Origin of the sequence: Pseudarthrobacter sp. MEB009, assembly GCF_030208875.1 — a bacterium.
Taxonomy (GTDB): Bacteria; Actinomycetota; Actinomycetes; order Actinomycetales; family Micrococcaceae; genus Arthrobacter.
In genome coordinates, this window is record NZ_JARVTC010000012.1 from 82,585 (window position 1) to 100,305 (window position 17,721).

The 17,721-nt window shown below is 66.1% G+C and carries 15 protein-coding genes and 1 tRNA gene; 6 read left to right on the top strand and 10 right to left on the bottom strand.

The window, feature by feature from the left end; translation table 11 throughout:
• The first annotated feature begins 73 nt into the window (after window positions 1–73).
• Together galT and galK are read left to right on the top strand one after the other, a co-directional pair.
• Entirely contained in the window at window positions 74–1,225 is a 1,152-nt protein-coding gene (galT, locus tag QRN07_RS10955) for a galactose-1-phosphate uridylyltransferase (protein WP_050684588.1), read from the top strand.
• Complete coding sequence (gene galK / locus QRN07_RS10960) at window positions 1,222–2,409, top strand: galactokinase (RefSeq protein WP_050684589.1); 1,188 nt, start codon at window positions 1,222–1,224, stop codon at window positions 2,407–2,409. Before galT ends, galK begins: the two co-directional genes overlap by 4 nt.
• Before the next feature lie 98 nt (window positions 2,410–2,507).
• Here galK and QRN07_RS10965 read toward each other — a convergent pair whose 3' ends face one another.
• Window positions 2,508–3,371, bottom strand: coding sequence for a Bax inhibitor-1/YccA family protein (locus tag QRN07_RS10965; RefSeq protein WP_056597933.1), 864 nt, complete (start codon window positions 3,369–3,371; stop codon window positions 2,508–2,510).
• A gap of 505 nt (window positions 3,372–3,876) precedes the next feature.
• Between QRN07_RS10965 and QRN07_RS10970 the strand changes: the two genes are divergently transcribed.
• From QRN07_RS10970 to QRN07_RS10985, 4 genes are read left to right on the top strand one after another with little or no spacing between them, the layout of a single operon-like run.
• The gene (locus QRN07_RS10970) at window positions 3,877–5,130 is read left to right on the top strand and encodes a branched-chain amino acid ABC transporter permease (protein ID WP_235504683.1); all 1,254 of its coding nucleotides are present in this window, start codon (window positions 3,877–3,879) and stop codon (window positions 5,128–5,130) included.
• 12 nt (window positions 5,131–5,142) lie between these two features.
• On the top strand, window positions 5,143–6,111 hold the full coding sequence (locus QRN07_RS10975; protein WP_050684591.1) for a branched-chain amino acid ABC transporter permease: 969 nt from the start codon (window positions 5,143–5,145) through the stop codon (window positions 6,109–6,111).
• A complete protein-coding gene (locus tag QRN07_RS10980; protein WP_050684592.1) occupies window positions 6,108–7,178 on the top strand; it encodes an ABC transporter ATP-binding protein in 1,071 nt (356 codons plus the stop codon). The genes QRN07_RS10975 and QRN07_RS10980 overlap by 4 nt, the downstream gene beginning before the upstream one ends.
• Window positions 7,175–7,948 (top strand): ABC transporter ATP-binding protein, encoded by a 774-nt coding sequence (locus QRN07_RS10985; protein ID WP_050684593.1) that lies wholly within the window; start codon window positions 7,175–7,177, stop codon window positions 7,946–7,948. Before QRN07_RS10980 ends, QRN07_RS10985 begins: the two co-directional genes overlap by 4 nt.
• Window positions 7,949–8,303: 355 nt before the next feature.
• On the opposite strand, the gene QRN07_RS10990 is transcribed toward QRN07_RS10985, so the two are convergent.
• The 9 genes from QRN07_RS10990 to eno form a co-directional block, all read right to left on the bottom strand.
• The gene (locus QRN07_RS10990; protein ID WP_050684594.1) at window positions 8,304–9,653 is read right to left on the bottom strand and encodes an ABC transporter substrate-binding protein; all 1,350 of its coding nucleotides are present in this window, start codon (window positions 9,651–9,653) and stop codon (window positions 8,304–8,306) included.
• A gap of 243 nt (window positions 9,654–9,896) precedes the next feature.
• Window positions 9,897–9,970 (bottom strand) — tRNA-Leu (locus QRN07_RS10995).
• Window positions 9,971–9,990: 20 nt separating this feature from the next.
• Window positions 9,991–10,935: an N-acetyltransferase gene (locus tag QRN07_RS11000; RefSeq protein ID WP_285241023.1), complete on the bottom strand. Its 945-nt coding sequence runs from the start codon at window positions 10,933–10,935 to the stop codon at window positions 9,991–9,993.
• A 136-nt stretch (window positions 10,936–11,071) separates the two neighbouring features.
• The gene (locus QRN07_RS11005; protein WP_285241024.1) at window positions 11,072–12,553 is read right to left on the bottom strand and encodes an NAD(P)/FAD-dependent oxidoreductase; all 1,482 of its coding nucleotides are present in this window, start codon (window positions 12,551–12,553) and stop codon (window positions 11,072–11,074) included.
• Window positions 12,554–12,612: 59 nt separating this feature from the next.
• Window positions 12,613–14,013: a S8 family serine peptidase gene (locus QRN07_RS11010; RefSeq protein ID WP_285241025.1), complete on the bottom strand. Its 1,401-nt coding sequence runs from the start codon at window positions 14,011–14,013 to the stop codon at window positions 12,613–12,615.
• 2 nt (window positions 14,014–14,015) lie between these two features.
• The gene (locus QRN07_RS11015; RefSeq protein ID WP_285241026.1) at window positions 14,016–14,963 is read right to left on the bottom strand and encodes a Ppx/GppA phosphatase family protein; all 948 of its coding nucleotides are present in this window, start codon (window positions 14,961–14,963) and stop codon (window positions 14,016–14,018) included.
• Window positions 14,960–15,631, bottom strand: coding sequence for a DUF501 domain-containing protein (locus QRN07_RS11020; protein WP_082178229.1), 672 nt, complete (start codon window positions 15,629–15,631; stop codon window positions 14,960–14,962). The genes QRN07_RS11015 and QRN07_RS11020 overlap by 4 nt, the downstream gene beginning before the upstream one ends.
• 26 nt (window positions 15,632–15,657) lie before the next feature.
• Window positions 15,658–16,293, bottom strand: a complete 636-nt coding sequence (locus QRN07_RS11025; protein WP_285241027.1) for an FtsB family cell division protein — start codon at window positions 16,291–16,293, stop codon at window positions 15,658–15,660.
• Window positions 16,294–16,420: 127 nt separating this feature from the next.
• Window positions 16,421–17,701, bottom strand: coding sequence for a phosphopyruvate hydratase (gene eno, locus QRN07_RS11030; RefSeq protein ID WP_285241028.1), 1,281 nt, complete (start codon window positions 17,699–17,701; stop codon window positions 16,421–16,423).
• Between the last annotated feature and the right edge of the window lie 20 nt (window positions 17,702–17,721).

Here is a 17,721-nt window from a genome sequence, read left to right on the forward strand (position 1 = left end):
CCGTCGGACGCCCCTGTTTGTTCTGTTTTGTTGTTAACTATTCTTTTTTGATCGAATATGCAAAAATTTGAAGATGACAGCCATCACCAGCACCACCCTCTCCGACGGCCGGGAACTGATCTATTTTGACGACGCCGGCACCACCACGTCCCGCGAAGCGAGCCTGACCACTGACCACCGTGGCCTCCCGCCGCGGGGCGAGCCGGGCGAGGTCCGCTACGACGCGCTGACGGATGAATGGGTGGCTGTGGCGGCACACCGGCAGGCCCGCACCCACCTTCCACCGGCGGACCAGTGCCCCATCTGCCCCACCACCGCCGCCAACCCCTCCGAAATTCCGGCAGCGGACTACGACGTTGTGGTGTTTGAGAACCGTTTCCCCTCCCTGGGCCCTGCGGTGGGCTCCATTCCGGCGCAGCCGGCCTGGGGTACCACCGGCCCTGCCTACGGCCGCTGCGAAGTGGTGTCCTTCACACCCGACCACACCGGGTCCTTCAGCGGACTGGGCAGCACCAGGGCCCGGACCGTCATCGAAGCGTGGGCCCACCGCACCGAAGCCCTGAGCGCACTGCCGGGCATCAAGCAGGTGTTTCCCTTCGAAAACCGGGGAGCGGACATCGGCGTCACGCTGCACCACCCACACGGCCAGATCTACGCCTACCCGTACGTCACACCCCGCGCCGGCACCATTGGCACGGCGGCGCGGAAGCACTTCGACGCGCACGACGGCCGCAGCACCCTGACCGGGTCACTGCTGCGTTCCGAACGGGAGGACGGCAGCCGCATGGTCCTCGAAGGAACCAACTTCAGCGCCTACGTTCCGTTTGCCGCCCGCTGGCCCCTGGAAATCCACCTGGTGCCGCACCGGCAGGTGCCGGACCTGGCCGCGCTCAGCGGTGAGGAGAAGGACGAACTGGCAGTGGTCTACCTTGACCTGCTGCAGCGCCTCGACGCACTGTACCCCACGCCCACCCCGTACATCGCCGCCTGGCACCAGGCGCCGCTGGACGCCCTTCTCCGGCCTGCAGGCTACCTGCACCTTCAGCTCACCTCGCCCCGCCGGGCCGCGGATAAGCTGAAGTACCTGGCCGGGTCGGAAGCTGCAATGGGCGCATTCATCAACGACACCACGCCGGAGAGTGTGGCCGAACGCCTCCGCGCGGTTGCCGTCCCGCCCGCCACCACCCCCGCCCTGGAACCGACGCCCGAAGGAGCCTCCGCTTGAACGCCGCCCCCGCCCCCAAAACTTCCCCCGGCCCTGCCGGGTCCGCTGACCTGGCCGCCCGCTTCACCCAGGCCTTCGGTGCCGTTCCGGATGGAACCTGGCAGGCGCCGGGCCGGGTCAACCTGATCGGCGAACATACCGACTACAACGAAGGTTTTGTCCTCCCGTTTGCGATCGACCGAACGGCCCGGGTTGCCATCGGCGTCCGCCCGGACACCACCGTCCGCCTGCTGTCCACCTATGGTGACCAGGGTGTGGTCACCACCACGCTGGATGCGCTCGAACCCGGATCGGCCAAGGGCTGGACCAAGTACCCGCTGGGTGTCATGTGGGCGCTGCGCCAGCGCGGAATCGATGTTCCCGGCCTCGACCTGCTGCTGGACTCGGACGTCCCGCTGGGCGCCGGACTGTCCTCCTCGCACGCCATCGAGTGCGCCGTTGTGTCGGCGCTGAATGAACTAACGGGCGCCGGGCTGACCGCCCAGGACATGGTGCTGGCAACCCAGCAGGCCGAAAACGACTTCGTTGGTGCGCCTACGGGCATCATGGACCAGTCCGCGTCACTGCGCGGCTCCAAGGGCCACGCGGTGTTCCTTGATTGCCGGGACCAGAATGCCAGCCTCGTCCCGTTTGAAACCGGGCCTGCGGGCCTGATCATGCTGGTGATCGACACCAAGGTGTCGCACTCGCATGCGGACGGCGGCTACGCCTCACGCCGCGCCTCCTGCGAGCTGGGGGCGGAGGTCCTTGGGGTCAGGGCCCTGCGCGATGTCCAGGTGGCGGACCTGGAGGAGGCCAGCGGCCTGCTGGACGAACTGACGTTCCGCCGGGTGCGGCACGTGGTCACCGAGAACGACAGGGTCCTGCAGACGGTGGAGCTGCTGGCGGCCCAGGGCCCGGCCGCCATCGGCGCACTGCTGGACGCCAGCCACGTTTCCATGCGTGATGATTTCGAAATCTCCTGCCCCGAACTGGACGTCGCGGTGGACACCGCGCGCGCCAACGGCGCCATTGGGGCCCGGATGACCGGCGGCGGCTTCGGCGGCGCGGCGATCGCCCTCACCCCGGTGGGCGACGAACAAAAGGTGCGGGACGCCGTCGTCAAGGCTTTTGCGGACGCCGGGTTTACTGCCCCGGACATCTTCACGGTGTCCCCCGCCGCGGGCGCCATGCGCATCTCATAGGCGCCACGGGCAACCAGGCTGTAACAACAAAGCAGGCCCCACCATTTGGTGGGGCCTGCTTTGTGCTTGCGTACGACGGCGGTGTGCCGGCTGGGGCGTCAGTCGTCCCCGCGCAGGATCGCCAGAAGGCGGATGATCTCCACGTAGAGCCACACCAGGGTGACGGTCAGGCCGAAGGCAGCCGTCCAGGAGAAGCGCTGCGGGGCGCCGCTGCGGACGCCGGCTTCAATGCTGGTGAAGTCCATGATCAGCGAGAAGGCAGCGAGGCCGATGGCCAGGATGCCGATCACCACACCCATAACGCCGCTGCGCAGGCCGAACGGCTCCTGCGTAACGCCGGTCAGCATCATTACCAGGTTCACGATGGAAAACAGTGCGTACCCGGCCATGGCGATCATAAAGAAGCGCATGGCCTTGGGGGTGGCGCGGACCTTGCCGCTCTTGAAGAGCAGCAGTGTGACGGCGAAGACGGACAGCGTGCCCACCACTGCCTGCAGGCCAACGCCCGGGAACTGGGCATCCAGGATCCGGGTCAGGCCGCCGAGGAAGAGGCCTTCCAGGCCGGCGTACGCCAGGATCAGCGCCGGTGAGGGCTGCTTTTTGAAGGTGTTGACCAGCGCCAGGACAAATCCGCCCAGGGCGCCGACGATCATCAGCAGCGAGGCCAGGCCCATGCCAACCGTCAGGGTAATGGCGGCGCCCACAATGACTGCGCCGAGGCAGGCTGCCGTCTTCATGATGACGTCGTCGAAGGTCATCCGGCCGGTGTCGGCCGGGCCCGCGGCAGGCTGGTTGTACAGGTCCTGGAGCTGTTCGTTGGACATGCCCGGCTGCTGGGTCTGGGTGTTCCAGCCCTGCTGGCCGTAAGGGGCCTGTCCGTAGGCAGCCTGCGGAACAGGCGGTGCCTGGGTGGCTCCACGGAAGTTCTTTCCGTTGAAGATCGGGTTGCCGCCAAGTGCCATTGCGGTATTCCTCCATGTGCGTGGGTGACTGTGAACCTTAAAGTTCACGCTACCAATTCCCACGCGGCGGCGCGCGGGAAAGTTCCCCGTACCCTGCTGGTGCAACCCAACCGTGACCCTGTGACGGGACGGCCCGGTGGACCCGGCCAGACCGATTGTTAAGAAATACCGGGACTCAACAAATGTTTCTTTAGCATTCCTACGGTGTTGAAACAATTTGGCTACACAGTTGTTATCCGATCGCGACCATGGCGGCCTGAACAGCAGCAATATCGGCGCGGTTGGCGCTGTAGCATAAGCCAAGCAGGGTGACGGAACTCACACCCGTGAAGGTGTCAGGCGAGTCTGCACCCCCAGCCCTGCGTCCGTTCGCAACGGTTGCAAAGGCGCAGCCTGGACCGTCCCCAAGTGGAGGTTTTTCAATTTGAGAAGTTCAACCCAAGGCCTCCGGGCCGGAGGTCGCCACAGGTTGCTGAAACTGATCGGAGCCATCAGCGCTTCCATCATGGCGATCCTCCTCGTGGCAGCACCGGCATCCCTGGCTGCTTCCCCGTCACCGACACCATCCCCGTCGACCGCCTCCCCTTTCAGCATCAGCGGCTTCCTCCGTAACGCGGGCGCGCCACTTGCTGACGTCAAGATCAACGTGTCCGGTGGAGGTTTTGAAGGCTCCACCACGTCCGGACAAAACGGTTCCTGGGCTGTTGGTGTCCCCGAAAAGGGCACCTACAAGGTGGAATTGGACGAATCCACCCTTCCCGAAGGAATCAAGCTGGCGGATGGGCAGGAGAACCCCCGTGACGTTGTCTTCGGCGGAACCACCACCCAGGGCACCGTCTTCGCGTTCGGCGAGGGCATCGTGGTCCAGCAGGGCAACTTCGGCCAGGACCTGATCAACCGCCTGGTGGCGGGCCTGAGCTTCGGCCTCCTCCTGGCCCTGGCCTCCGTGGGCCTTTCCCTGATCTTCGGCACCACGGGCCTGACCAACTTCGCGCACGGCGAGATGGTCACGCTGGGCGCGGTCCTCGTCTTCGCCTTCAACGCCATCGGCCTGCCCTTCTGGCTGGCCATTGTCCTGGCACTGTTGGGCGGCGGACTGTCCGGCTACATCCAGGACGCCGGCCTGTGGCGTCCGCTGCGAAAACGCGGGACCGGCCTGGTCCCCATGATGATTGTCAGCATCGGCCTGGCACTGGCGGTCCGCTACATCATCCAGTTCTACTTCGGCGGCGCCACCCAGCAGCTGCCCTACGCACAAAGCGCCGAAATCCAGCTCGGGCCGATCTCCATCTCCCCGAACAACCTGGCATCCCTGGTCATCAGCGCCGTGGTCATTGTGATCGTAGGCCTGGTCCTGATGAAGTCGCGGCTCGGCAAGGCCACCAGGGCCGTGGCTGACAACCCCGCACTGGCAGCGGCGTCAGGAATCGACGTGGACCGGGTCATCCGGATTGTCTGGATCACCGGCGGCATGCTGGCCGCCCTGGGCGGAATCCTCTGGGCGTACTACCGTCCCGGCGTGACCTTCAACATGGGCTCGCAGATCCTGCTGCTCATCTTCGCCGGCGTGACCCTGGGCGGCCTGGGCACAGTGTTCGGCGCCCTGATCGGCTCCATCATCGTAGGCCTCTTCACCGAACTGACCACTGTGTTCGGTGCACCGGCAGACCTCAAATACGTCATTCCCCTCGGGATCATGATCATTGTGCTGCTTATCCGCCCTCAAGGCATCTTGGGCCGGCGCGAGCGAGTGGGATAGGAAAACAACACCATGGACTTTTCAAGCATCCTTTCCAACGCGATGGGCGAGATCATCAGCCCAACAACCGCCGCCTACGCCCTGGCGGCGCTGGGCCTGGCCGTGCACTTCGGCTACTCCGGCCTGCTGAACTTCGGGCAGGCAGGTTTTATGGCAGTGGGCGCCTACGGGTTTGCCATTTCCACGCTGACCTTCGGGGCGCCTTTCTTCGTGGCGATGCTGATCGCCGTGCTGTGCTCAGCTTTGTTCGCGCTGCTGCTGGGCATCCCCACGTTGCGGCTTCGGGCTGACTACCTGGCCATCGTCACCATTGCCTCCGCCGAAATCATCCGCTACCTGGTGACCACCAACGGCTGGACCGCCGTGACCGGCTCGGCCAACGGCCTCGCCGCCTTCGAAGGTGGCTTCTACGCCATGAACCCCTTCCCTGAAGGCTCCTACATGGGGATGAGCAGCAGGGACTTCTTTATCCGCCTGGTGGCCTGGATCCTGGTGGCCGCCTGCGCGGTCCTGGTGTTCCTGCTGATGCGCAGCCCTTGGGGCCGGGTCCTTAAGGGTATCCGCGAGGACGAAAACGCTGTCCGGTCCCTGGGCAAAAACGTCTACGCCTACAAAATGCAGGCCCTCATCATCGGTGGTGTCCTGGGCGGGCTCGCAGGGATGATCTTCACGCTCCCCCGGGGCGCCGTGCAGCCGACCAACTATGGAACGGAACTGACGTTCTTCCTCTGGACCTGCCTGCTGCTGGGCGGAATGGCGACGGTCCTGGGGCCGGTGATTGGCGCCATGATGTTCTGGGTGGTGCTGTCCCTGACCCAGGGCATCCTGACAGGGCTCATCGATTCAGGCGTGGTCAGCTGGCTGACCACAACCCAGGCCGGTCAACTCCGGTACATCCTGGTGGGCGTCGCCCTGATGCTGCTGATGATCTTCAGGCCCCAGGGCGTGTTTGGAAACAAGAAGGAGCTGGCGTTCGCATGAGCCTGCACAGCGAAGAACCCACAGCCGCCACCGGCGAGCCGGACTACATGACGGACACCCGGCCCATTGCGGCCGGCGAAACGGGGCCCGGCTGCAAAAAACGCGATCCCATCGTGGTGGCCGAGAACGTGACCCGGACCTTCGGCGGCATCAACGCCGTGGACGTCGACTACCTCGAGATCCCCCGCCACAAGATCACGGCGCTGATCGGACCGAACGGCGCCGGGAAAACCACACTGTTTAACCTGCTCACGGGATTTGATACGCCCAACAGCGGCAAATGGCAGTTCGAGGGACATAGCCTGGCCGGCGTTTCGCCCTACAAGGTGGCCAGGATGGGCATGGTGCGCACCTTCCAGCTCACCAAGGTCATGGGCAAGCTGACGGTGATGGAAAACATGCGCCTGGGAGCTGCTAACCAGCCCGGGGAACGGCTGTCAAAGGCCCTCTTCAAGGGCATGTGGGGTGGCCGGGAAAAGCAGATCACCGCCGAAGCGGACGTCCTGCTGGCCAAGTTCAAACTGGATGCCAAAAAGGACGATTACGCTGCGTCCCTGTCCGGTGGCCAGCGCAAGCTCCTGGAGATGGCCCGGTCCCTCATGGTGCGGCCCAAGCTGGTCATGCTGGATGAGCCCATGGCAGGTGTGAACCCGGCACTGACCCAGTCGCTGCTGGACCACATCAAAAACCTGAAGGCCGAAGGCATGACCGTTCTGTTCGTCGAGCATGACATGCACATGGTCCGGCACATCGCGGACTGGGTAGTGGTCATGGCCGAAGGAAAAGTGGTGGCCGAAGGCCCTCCGGGTGAAGTCATGAAGAACCCGGCGGTCATCGACGCCTACCTGGGCGCCCACCACGATGTTGACCTCGGTGATTCCGAGGGCATCAAGGAGCTTGCAGCGGAACTGGTGGCGGACGACGAATCAATCGTTGGCACCGAAAACGCAGGCATCATCTCCCTGGATGTGGTGGCGGCCGAAGACGGGCCCGTGGAACCGGGCAACAGGCGTCCCCGGCCCCACGGCAGCAGTGACACCGACCGGACCGATAGGAACAGCCAATGAGCAGCACCAGCGCGGCACCCGCCGCCCAGCCCGTCAGCGACGGCGACCCGGTGGTCAAGGTCACCGACCTTGTGGCCGGCTACCTGCCGGGCGTGAACATCCTCAACGGCTGCAGCATCGAGGCCCGCAAAGGCGAACTCATCGGCATTATCGGGCCCAACGGTGCCGGGAAGTCGACGCTCCTGAAGGCCATGTTCGGGTTGGTGAAAGTACACTCCGGCACGGTGGTGGTACGCGGCGAGGACCTGACGGGACTCAAGGCCAACAAGCTGGTGACGCGGGGCGTGGGCTTTGTGCCGCAGACCAACAACGTCTTTGCTGCCCTGACCATCGAGGAAAACCTGCAGATGGGGATGTTCCAGCGGCCCAAGGACTTTGCCCAGCGGTTCGACTTTGTCACCGGCCTGTTTCCGGAGCTGGGCAAGCGCCGCGCCCAGCGCGCCGGTTCGCTCTCCGGCGGCGAGCGGCAGATGGTGGCGATGGGCCGCGCCCTGATGATGGACCCGGCAGTCCTGCTCCTGGACGAACCCTCGGCAGGCCTCTCCCCCGTCAAACAGGATGAGACCTTCCTCCGGGTCCACGAGATCAACAGGGCCGGGGTGTCCGTGATCATGGTGGAGCAGAACGCCCGCCGCTGCCTGCAGATCTGTGACCGCGGCTACGTTTTGGACCAGGGCCGGGACGCCTACACCGGTACCGGCAGGGAGCTTATGAAGGACCCGAAGGTCATCCAGCTGTACCTTGGCACTTTGGCGGACACTGTCGAATAGGCCTGCCTCTTTAGGAGCAACCACCCCGTGTGGGCTGTCTCCCGGAAAGTGGACCCGGATTCCGGGGGTCACTTTCCGGGAGGCAGCCCACACCTGCTTTAACGTCGCTGGTCCGCACTGCGGGAACGTGCCGTAGCCCGGCGGCCGCATCCGGCACCCCGCCGGGGCTGAGATCGGCGGTGCGTGCCGCCGTCGTGAGCTTCATCGGAGTCGGAGGGACCTCCATAACCCAGGTATGCCAGCACCTTACGACAATTCCCCGACCCGGTTCCGGGCACAAGAGAGGGCCTGAGCCCGGTGCTATACCGTTCTCAGGCCCTCCCGCTGCAGGCTCTTAGGGAGCCGGCGTTACTGCTTAGAGCTTGCCGAATTCTTCCTTGACGAGCTTGTACTTGTTGTCGGCGCTGTATTCGTAGACACCGATGGTTGCCTCGGAGGGGTCACCGCTGTCGGCGAAGGTCACCGGGCCGGACTGGCCGTCGTAGTCGATGTCCTTGCCTTCGCGGATCAGCGTGACGCACTGGCCGAAGCTGTAGCACTTCTCGCCGTCCTTGGACACGGCCTGCAGCTGGGCTGCAATGTCCACACCCTTGGTGCTCTTTGCAGCTTCCGCAGCCAGCGCCACCAGGTTGGTGGCGTCCCAGCTCTCGCCTGCGTAGGAGTAGTCCGTCAGCGCCGGATCGACCGCCAGCAGCTTCTTCTTGAAGTCATCGCCGGCACTGGTGCCCGGAAGGGTGCCGTGGGCGCCCGTCATGGTGCCTGCCGCGAAGTCCTTGCTGTAGTCCTTGAGGTTGCCATCAACCAGGAACAGCTGCTCCGGCTTGATGCCCTTGCCCAGGAGCAGCGGGATGATGCTCTTGCCTTCGTCGAAGGTGATCACGCCGATGGCGTCCGGCTTGGCCGCAACAATGGCATCCACCTGGGTGTTGAACTGGGTGTCGCCGGTATTGAAGAGCTGCTCGGCGACGATCTTGCCGCCTGCGCCCTCAAACGAGGACTTGACGGTCTTGGCCAGGCCGGTGCCGTAGGAGTCGTTGAGGACGATCATGCCCATGGTCTGGGCACCGCAGGAAACGGCGTAGTTGCCCAGCACGGAGCCCTGGAGCAGGTCGGACGGGGCGGTGCGCCAGTAGAGGCCCTTGTCATCCCAGGTGGTGAAGTCGAGGGACGTGTTGGCGGGCGAGAACTGGACCACGCCGGCACCGGTGATCTGGTTGATGACCGTCTTGGAAACGCCTGAGGATGCCGCACCGATGATGGCACTGACGCCCTGGCCCAGGAGGTTGGTGACGGACTGGGTGGCGACGTCGGTGGTGGTGTCACCGGAGTCGAGGTGTGAGACCTCCACAGGCTTGCCCAGGACGCCCCCGGCGTCGTTGATGTCCTTGATCGCCAGGTTGACGCCGGCGATTTCGGGCGGGCCCAGGAAGGCCAGCGAACCGGTGGACGGCAGCAGCGAACCGATCTTAAGCGGCGTCTCGGTAGTGGTGGTCGAGGCGGGCACTGTGCCGGCCGCAGGGATTTCAGGTGCAGGAGCGCCTGCTGCGGGAGCAGGACAGGCTATGGCGCCGGATGCGGCGGCCGTGGTGGTTTCCGTCGAGCTGGGGGTGGAGGTGCCACCGCAAGCCGTAGCCAGAAAGGCAACGCCGACGCCAAGCGCTGTGAGCTTGGCAATTCGGGGCGCCACCGGGGAACGTGGAATCATTGAGAATCTCCTGGATCGAAAGGTGCGAACGGCCTTTGATGCGCATGGTCAGGTGTTCCTGATTAGGCTTCAAGCTAATGCAAATACCGGCCGAAGATAAGTGACTGAGGTCACATCCTTATAACAGTCGTTGCCTATGCGGAATTAAGCGGACATCCGGCGCCTGCCGCGGGCTGTCCCGGGCACAGGAAAAGCCGCCCGCGTCGCGGACGGCTTCCCGATTTTCGGCTGATGCCGGGCCTGTACCCCAGGTGGGACTCGAACCCACAACACGCAGATTTTAAGTCTGCTGCCTCTGCCAATTGGGCTACTGGGGCAACTGCTCAATGGTATCCCGTCAGGCGAGGCTGAATGGCTCCGCGTACCGGAAGGTACCGTGCACTCCCCCGGGCCAGAGCGCCAGGGGCAGCAGCTGGAAATAGTCACCCCAGGCCTCGTCCGGAGCCAGGACCCCGAAGTTGGCCGCGGGCACAAAGCCGAACCGGGGGTAGTACTCGGGGCTACCCAGCAGCGCGATGCCTCGCTCCCCCGCAGCATTGGCCCTGGCGATGCTCTCCTGCACCAGCGCCGACCCCACACCGTGCCGCTGCAGCCGCGGCGTGACGGCCAGGGGGCCCAGGCCCAGGAGTTCGTGGTCCCCCACCCATCCGCGCGTGCTGATGACATGGCCCACCACTTCCCCGGCCAGGACGGCCACGACGCTGAGGTCCGGCAGGTACTCCTCCGCCTCGAACAGCCCCCGCAGCACGGCCACCTCCGCAGGTTCGCCCACCGCAGGAAGGCCAGTGGCCGGCGAGATGGCGAAGGCGTCGGCAACCAGGGCATAGATGGCGTCCCGGTCAGCCTCGGTTTCGCTCCGGAGCTCAAGGGTGGGACGCTCCTGCTGGCGGCTTTCCGCTGACAGTTCTGCCAGGACCTCCAGGGCCCGCGGCGCATCGGGCGCGGGGACCAGCAGGTGGTCGTGGTGCAGTCCCGCCAGGACGTTGCAGCTGATGTGCGCGTCCGCCAGCGCTTTGCCGAAGGCCGCCGTGAGTCCCACCGCGTCCAGCGCCGAATGGACCTCCAGGGTGATCCAGGCGGCCACGAAGCTGTACGCCAGCCCCTCACTGTCCGCTGCTGCCCTGGGCAGCACCACCGTCAGGCCCTCAGCCTCGCGCACGGCCGCTTCGGCTCCGGCCGGCAACGGGCGGCCGTCCGGCCACTGCACAAAAACGTATTCACCCTCCCGGAGTGTGGGCGCCATAGCGGCCAACAGGGTCTGTAGATCTTTTTCGGCACTCATCCGGCCAGTCTAGGAGCCAGGCACCGCCGGTGCGGGAGGAACCGGCGGCGCGTCAGGCAGAGCCGTTAAACGAACGACGGCGGCCATCCCCGTGATGGGAACAGCCGCCGTCGTGCGTTATGGGAAAGCCGTGGCGCTATTTGGCGTTCGCCGTGACAGCTTCCTTGGGGTCAACCTTGGTCTTTTCCGCGGAACCCGGGGCGCCGGCCACGGGGGTGGCGTCAGCGGCGGGTGCGGCCGCAGGCTTGGGTGCCGGGGTGGCTGCTGCCACAAAGGCGCCGCGGGGGTTGTCCAGGTCCAGCAGCTGGGTGGTGTCGCGCCCGGCGAAGAACGCGATGACCCAGTTGAGGACCACGCGGAACTTGCGCTCGAACGTGGGCATCGCCATGCCGTGGTAGCCGCGGTGTGCGAGCCAGGCCAGCGGGCCCTTCAGGCCGATGCGGCCCAGGAGGTTGATGTTGGCAACGCCCTTCCACTCGCCGAAGCCGGCCACAGCACCGAGGTTCTTGTGCTTGTAGTCCTTGAGCTGCTTGTCCCAGCGGGAGGCCCACAGGTTCTTGGCGAGGCGCTTGGCCTGGCGAAGGGCGTGCTGGGCGTTGGGGACGCAGGTGCCGTCGGGCAGGCCCTTGCCGGTGAGGTCCGGTACAGCGGCGATGTCGCCGGCGGCCCAGGCGTTGTCAACGATGCCTTCGTCGCCGCCGATCCGCAGGTCCGGCAGGACGCGGACACGGCCGCGGGGCTCCAGCGGGAAGTCGGTGGAGCGGACCATCGGGTTGGCCTGCACGCCTGCAGTCCACACCAGGGTGTCGGCTTCGAAATCCTGGGCCAGGGACTTGTCCGGCAGGTTGATCAGCTTGAGGCTGCCTTCGGCGTTGTCCAGGGAGGTGTTCAGCAGGACCTCGATGCCGCGGCTGCGGAGGTGCTCCACCACCCATTCGGCCTGGCTGGCCGTGACCTCGGGCATGATGCGGCCCATGGCTTCAACCAGCACAAAGCGGATTTCCTCCTGCTTGACGCGGGGGTTGTTGCGGACCGCGGCGCGGGCCAGGTCCTCCATCTCGGTGATGCACTCGATGCCGGCGAATCCGCCACCCACCACCACGAAGGTGAGGGCGCGGGCGCGTTCGGCCGGGTCCGTCATGGTGGAGGCAACTTCAATGCGCTCCAGGAGCTTGTTGCGCAGGGCAACGGCTTCCTCGATGGTCTTCAGGCCGATGCCCTTGTCCGCGAGGCCATTGATGGGGAAGGTGCGCGTGATGGCACCTGCCGCGAGGACAACATCGAAGTACGGGACCTCGATGTTGGCTCCGCCGTCGGCCGGAGCCACAACAGCGGTGCGGTTCGCGTGGTCGATCGACGTGACGCGGCCCTGGATGAGCTCGGTCTGCTTGAGGTGCTGGCGGTGGGAGACCACTGCGTGGCGCGCCTCGATGTTGCCGCCGGCCACCTCGGGGAGGAAGGGCTGGTAAGTCATGTAGGGCAGTGGATCCACGAGGGTGACGATGCCACCGGCATTCGCGATCTTCTTCTGCAGTTTGAGTGCTACGTACAGGCCGACGTACCCGCCGCCGACGACGAGTACCCTGGGACGGTCCTGGAGCTCTGTGGTGGTTGCCATGATTTAAGGATACAGCAGTTTGTGAAAATCTTCACTAACTACGTTGTCCGCCGGAAATGCTACGTTTTCCGGCCCGAATCAACCCGTTCCATGGTGCCCGTGTCAGGTTCCTCCCGCAGCAGGGCGGGATTCCTGGCCGTCCTGCGCAGTTGGATGACGGCGGCAGCAATGATGAACACAATGAGCAGGGCAAACCCGATCACGACGGCGGCGCCAATGGCGGTGTCCCGCTGCGAGGGCGCCACGGCTGCGGGTACTTTCGCTTCGGGCAGCGTGGGTGCCGCGCTGGGCACCTCCGCGGTGGCCACGGGGGCCGGGGTGGCGGGGATCCCGCGCCGGTGGACCCTGATCCATTCGGCGATGGAGCCCAGCGGGTTGCTGCTGGCTTCCGGAACCGTGTCCCTCAGCGCAGCCTCCGCGTTGAGGATGCCGTAACCGTACAGCGGGTCCTTGCCGGGCGCGCCTGCATCCTTGGCCGTGGTGATGATGCGGTTGATGACCTGCTTGGCGGTCATGGCGGGCCACTTGGAGCGGATCAGGGCAGCAACGCCGGCCACGATCGGTGTGGAGCCGGACGTGCCGGCCCATTCGGTGTAGCCGCCGCCGGGCAGGCCGCCCAGCAGGTCCTCGGCCGGGGCTGCCACGCCGATGCTGATGCCCTGGGAGGAGGCATCCACGCTGGCCACGCCGTCCCGGTCCAGCCCGGCAACTGTGAGGATGCCGGGGATCGTGGCAGGCGCACCCACCTGGGTGTTGCCGCCCACGCGGTTACCGGCGGCCGCCACGATCACCACGTCCTTTTGTTCGGCGTAGAGGAACGCCGCGTCCCAGCTCTGGGGCCACTGCGGGGTGGTGCTGCCCAGGGAGATGTTGATGACCTTGGCGCCGTTGTCCACCGCCCAGCGGACGGCTTCGGGGATCTGGTCCTGGTCGCTCTTACCCGAGGGGTTGGCGGATCCCAGCCAGGTGGAAACGGACAGGATCTGGGCTTCGGGGGCCACACCGATGATCCCGTCCGGGGCAGGGTTCGCCGGGGTGGGACTGGGTGACGGGCTGGGGCTGGCGCTGGGGTCCACCGGCGGCTGGTGGCCGCGGCCTGCCAGCATGGTGGCCACCAGGGTGCCATGCTCCGGTTTGGCGCCGACGCTCTTCTGCCCGTTGGCGGCGCCGGACCCGGACGCGTCATACCCGCCCGCCAGCGCACCCTTAAGGTCCGGGTGCTGGCCGTCGATGCCGCTGTCGATCACCGCGATCTTGACGCCGGCGCCTTTGGAAACCTCCCAAGCCTTGGTGATGCCCGATTCGGCGAGCCAAAATTGCTTGTCGCGCCAGTCGTCGGCCCGGGCAGGCACGGCGGTGGCCAGTCCGGCGCAGAGGAAGCAGGCCGCGAGGCCTACGGCGAGGACAGCGGACGTGGCTTTTCGGAGCGGGGCGCCCGCCCGGAGCAAAGATGAATGCATGCTCAGCCGATGCTCAGCGCAATGCCATCGAGGATATCGTGCTCGCTGGCAGTGGCGGTGGTGATCCGGCCGCCGCTCAGCTCAGCCACGCGCTCCAGGATCCGCGCCCACACAAGTCCCCCGGCGCCGATCACGTCCACGCGGCCCGGGTGCATGTAGGGCAGCGCGGCGCGTTCGGCGCGGGTGAGCTGCAGCAGGTCGCCGGCGGCGCTGCGGACGGTGGCCAGGGGCAGTTCCGCCCCGTGGATGGCGTCCGGCGAGTATTCGTCCAGGCGGAGGGCATGGGCGGTGATGGTGGTCACTGACCCGGCAACGCCCACGACGGCGGTGGCGCGTTCCAGCGGAACGTACCGGCCCGCGAGGACGATTGCGCTGTCCACGTCGGCCTGGGCGGCGGCGATCTGGCCGGCGGTGGGCGGGTCGGAGCGCAGGTGGCGTTCGGTGAGGCGGACGCAGCCGATGTCCACTGACTTGGCAGCCGTCACGCCGGCTGCGGTGCCCAGGACGAATTCGGTGCTGCCGCCGCCCAGGTCCACCACCAGGACTTCCTGGCCGTCGAGGACGGGCAGCACGCTGCTGGCCCCGGCGAAGGACAGGGCAGCTTCCTCGTCGCCGGAAATGACTTCGGGTTCGACGCCCAGCAGGTCCCTGATGCCGGCCACAAAGACGTCCCTGTTGCTGGCGTCCCGGCTGGCCGAGGTGGCAACAAACCGGACAGCGGCGGGACCGTGCCCGGCAATCAGCCGGGCATAGTCGGCGGTGGCGGCAAAAGTACGGTCCAGGGCGGCCTGTGACAGTTCGCCGGTGGCATCGACGCCTTCACCGAGCCGGACCACCCGCATCTCGCGCACCACGTCGGTCAGGGTGGTGGTGCCGTTGGTCCGGTCGATGTCGGCGATGAGGAGCCGGATGGAGTTGGTGCCGCAGTCAATGGCAGCAACGCGGCTCATGCGGTCTCCCCCGGCTGCTGCGCTGTCTTCCGGATGGGCGCCGGTCGGCCAACGATGTCCGGCAAACCCTGCGGACCGTGCCGGCTCAGGTCCTTCGAAGGTGCCAGGCCGGAGGTGTCCCAGGCGCCGTCGCAGTAGCACCTCTCAACAGTCCACCATTCGGCGATCTGTTCCAGTGCGGCGTCGCCCAGCGGATTGGTTCCGGGACCGGCGGCCAGCGAGTGACCCACCAGGACGTGGAGGCATTTGACGCGGGTGGGCATGCCGCCGGCAGAGATTCCGTCGATCTCCGGGACGGGGCCGATGCCGGACCGCTGGCCGATGGCGTCACGGGCCGCCAGGTACTGTTCGTGCGCGCCCCGGTAGGCGCTGGCCAGTCCCGGATCTGCGGCGAGGAGTTCGTTCATGTCGTTCATCACGCCGTTGGCTTCGAGGCGCGACACGGCGGATGTGATCACCGGGTGGGTGAGGTAAAAGGTGGTGGGGAAAGGGGTCCCGTTGCCCAGCCGCGGTGCCGTGGCGGCCACCAGCGGGTTGCCGCAGACGCAGCGGGCAGGAATTTCCACAACATCGCGGACGGGGCGGCCCAATTGCCTGCTCAGTACGTCAAGGTCGTGGGCTGATGGTTGGCGGGTTTCATCCCGGGCGGCTGCCGTGTGGTGTTCCATGCGCGGGCCGTCCTTCCTGTTGCGGTTCAGTCTGTGGCCGCGCGCGTGATGGACTCCCACAGGGAATCCACCCACGGCAGATCGGCGGGGTCTGGTGTTGCTGCACCGGGTTCGCTGCTGCTTTCGCCGGCCGGCTCATCGCCGCCGAACACCCAGTAGCCGGTTTCGCCCGGCATAACCATGTTAATGCGGTCGCGGGCCTGCTGCTTCACGTAGTTGGGGTCCTGCCAGCGTGAGACCTGCTGACGCAGCGCTTTTCCTTCGGCCTGACGTGCGGCGATGTCGGCGTTCAGGGCATCCAGTTCGGCTTTTTTATCGAAGAAGATCTTCACCGTTGGCGCGAGGAGGATGGTGATGGCCACCATCACCACGGCCAGGGCCAGCATCCTGCCGGAGAACGCTTTGGCCGGGACTGGCTGGTGGTCCGCGTCCCGGTCTGCTGATGTGGCGGCGGCTGTGCGGCCGCTTGCCGGAGCTTTACTGCCCGGCGTCTTACCCGCGGGGCCGGGCCTGCCGGGCTGTATCTTGCTGCTGCCGGCCGGTGCTTTAGTGGCGGCCTGCGCGGGCCGGGTGCCGGACGCGGTGTTGTCTGCGCCGTCGGAGGTTTCCGGGGCTGGGCGGGAGGGGGTGACCTTGGGAACTTTGGGACGGCGGGTGGCCATTACACTCCTGGAACGCGCAGCCTGCCGGGGCCGCCGCTGGCTGGGCTGGGACGGGTGCTGCTGCTGAAACAACAACGGTGGCTATGGTCTTTCAACCATAGCCACCGGTTATTGGTTTACGCGGCTACTAGCCTTTGAAACGCGGGAACGCGCTGCGGCCGGCGTAGCGTGCGGCGTCGTCGAGTTCCTCTTCGATGCGAAGCAGCTGGTTGTACTTGGCAACCCGCTCGGACCGTGCCGGGGCACCGGTCTTGATCTGGCCGGCGTTGGTGGCCACCGCGATGTCGGCGATGGTGGTGTCCTCGGTCTCGCCGGAGCGGTGCGAGGTGATGGTGGTGTAACCGGCGCGCTGGGCCAGGCTGACGGCGTCCAGCGTTTCGGTCAGGGAACCGATCTGGTTGACCTTGACCAGCAGCGAGTTGGCGGTGCCGGTGTCGATGCCGCGCTGCAGGATGGCGGGGTTGGTGACGAACAGGTCATCTCCCACCAGCTGGACCTTGTCGCCGATGGCGTCGGTGAGGGTCTTCCAGCCGTCCCAGTCGTTCTCGTCCAGCGGGTCTTCGATGGATACCAGCGGGTAGTCGGCCACGAGCTCGGCGTAGTAGGCGCTCATCTCGGCGGAGGTCAGGGCCTTGCCTTCGAACTGGTACGCGCCATCAATGAAGAACTCGGAGGAGGCCACGTCGAGGGCCAGGGCGATGTCCTTGCCCGGGGTGTAGCCGGCGTTCTGGATGGCTTCCTGGATCAGGTCCAGGGCGGCGCGGTTGGACGGCAGGTTCGGCGCGAAGCCGCCCTCGTCGCCCAGGCCGGTGGCCAGGCCCTTTTCCTTCAGGACGGACTTGAGGGCATGGTAGACCTCAACGCCCCAGCGGAGGCCTTCGGAGAAGGTCTCGGCGCCGAGCGGGACAACCATAAATTCCTGGATGTCGACGTCGGAGTCGGCGTGTGAGCCACCGTTGAGGATGTTCATCAGCGGGACGGGCAGGACGTGGGCGTTGGGGCCGCCCAGGTACTTGTAGAGCGGCAGGTCAGCGGAGGCTGCGGCGGCGTTGGCCACGGCCAGGGAGACGCCCAGGATGGCGTTGGCGCCGAGCTTGCCCTTGTTGGGGGTGCCGTCCAGGTCCAGCATGGCCTGGTCGATGCTGCGCTGGTCGGTGGCGTCGAAGCCGGTCAGGGCCGGGGCGATCTGGTCAATGATGGCGTCGACGGCCTTCTGGACGCCCTTGCCAAGGTAACGGCCCTTGTCGCCGTCACGCAGTTCAACGGCTTCGTGCTCGCCGGTGGAGGCGCCGGAAGGAACTGCTGCGCGGCCAATCTGGCCGTCGGAGAGCAGGACTTCAACTTCTACTGTCGGGTTGCCGCGGGAATCGAGGATTTCGCGGGCGTGGATGGCATCGATAAGCGCCATGAATTTGCTCCTTATGGGCG

Coding starts and splice junctions, on each gene's coding strand:
- QRN07_RS11025 (WP_285241027.1), bottom strand. CDS start 16,293: ATGGCCACCCGCCGTCCCAAAGTTCCCAAGGTCACCCCCTCCCGCCCA.
- QRN07_RS11010 (WP_285241025.1), bottom strand. CDS start 14,013: ATGCATTCATCTTTGCTCCGGGCGGGCGCCCCGCTCCGAAAAGCCACG.
- QRN07_RS11000 (WP_285241023.1), bottom strand. CDS start 10,935: ATGAGTGCCGAAAAAGATCTACAGACCCTGTTGGCCGCTATGGCGCCC.
- QRN07_RS10975 (WP_050684591.1), top strand. CDS start 5,143: ATGGACTTTTCAAGCATCCTTTCCAACGCGATGGGCGAGATCATCAGC.
- galT (WP_050684588.1), top strand. CDS start 74: ATGACAGCCATCACCAGCACCACCCTCTCCGACGGCCGGGAACTGATC.
- QRN07_RS10985 (WP_050684593.1), top strand. CDS start 7,175: ATGAGCAGCACCAGCGCGGCACCCGCCGCCCAGCCCGTCAGCGACGGC.
- QRN07_RS11020 (WP_082178229.1), bottom strand. CDS start 15,631: ATGGAACACCACACGGCAGCCGCCCGGGATGAAACCCGCCAACCATCA.
- QRN07_RS11005 (WP_285241024.1), bottom strand. CDS start 12,553: ATGGCAACCACCACAGAGCTCCAGGACCGTCCCAGGGTACTCGTCGTC.
- eno (WP_285241028.1), bottom strand. CDS start 17,701: ATGGCGCTTATCGATGCCATCCACGCCCGCGAAATCCTCGATTCCCGC.
- QRN07_RS10965 (WP_056597933.1), bottom strand. CDS start 3,371: ATGGCACTTGGCGGCAACCCGATCTTCAACGGAAAGAACTTCCGTGGA.
- QRN07_RS11015 (WP_285241026.1), bottom strand. CDS start 14,963: ATGAGCCGCGTTGCTGCCATTGACTGCGGCACCAACTCCATCCGGCTC.
- QRN07_RS10990 (WP_050684594.1), bottom strand. CDS start 9,653: ATGATTCCACGTTCCCCGGTGGCGCCCCGAATTGCCAAGCTCACAGCG.
- QRN07_RS10980 (WP_050684592.1), top strand. CDS start 6,108: ATGAGCCTGCACAGCGAAGAACCCACAGCCGCCACCGGCGAGCCGGAC.
- QRN07_RS10970 (WP_235504683.1), top strand. CDS start 3,877: ATGGCGATCCTCCTCGTGGCAGCACCGGCATCCCTGGCTGCTTCCCCG.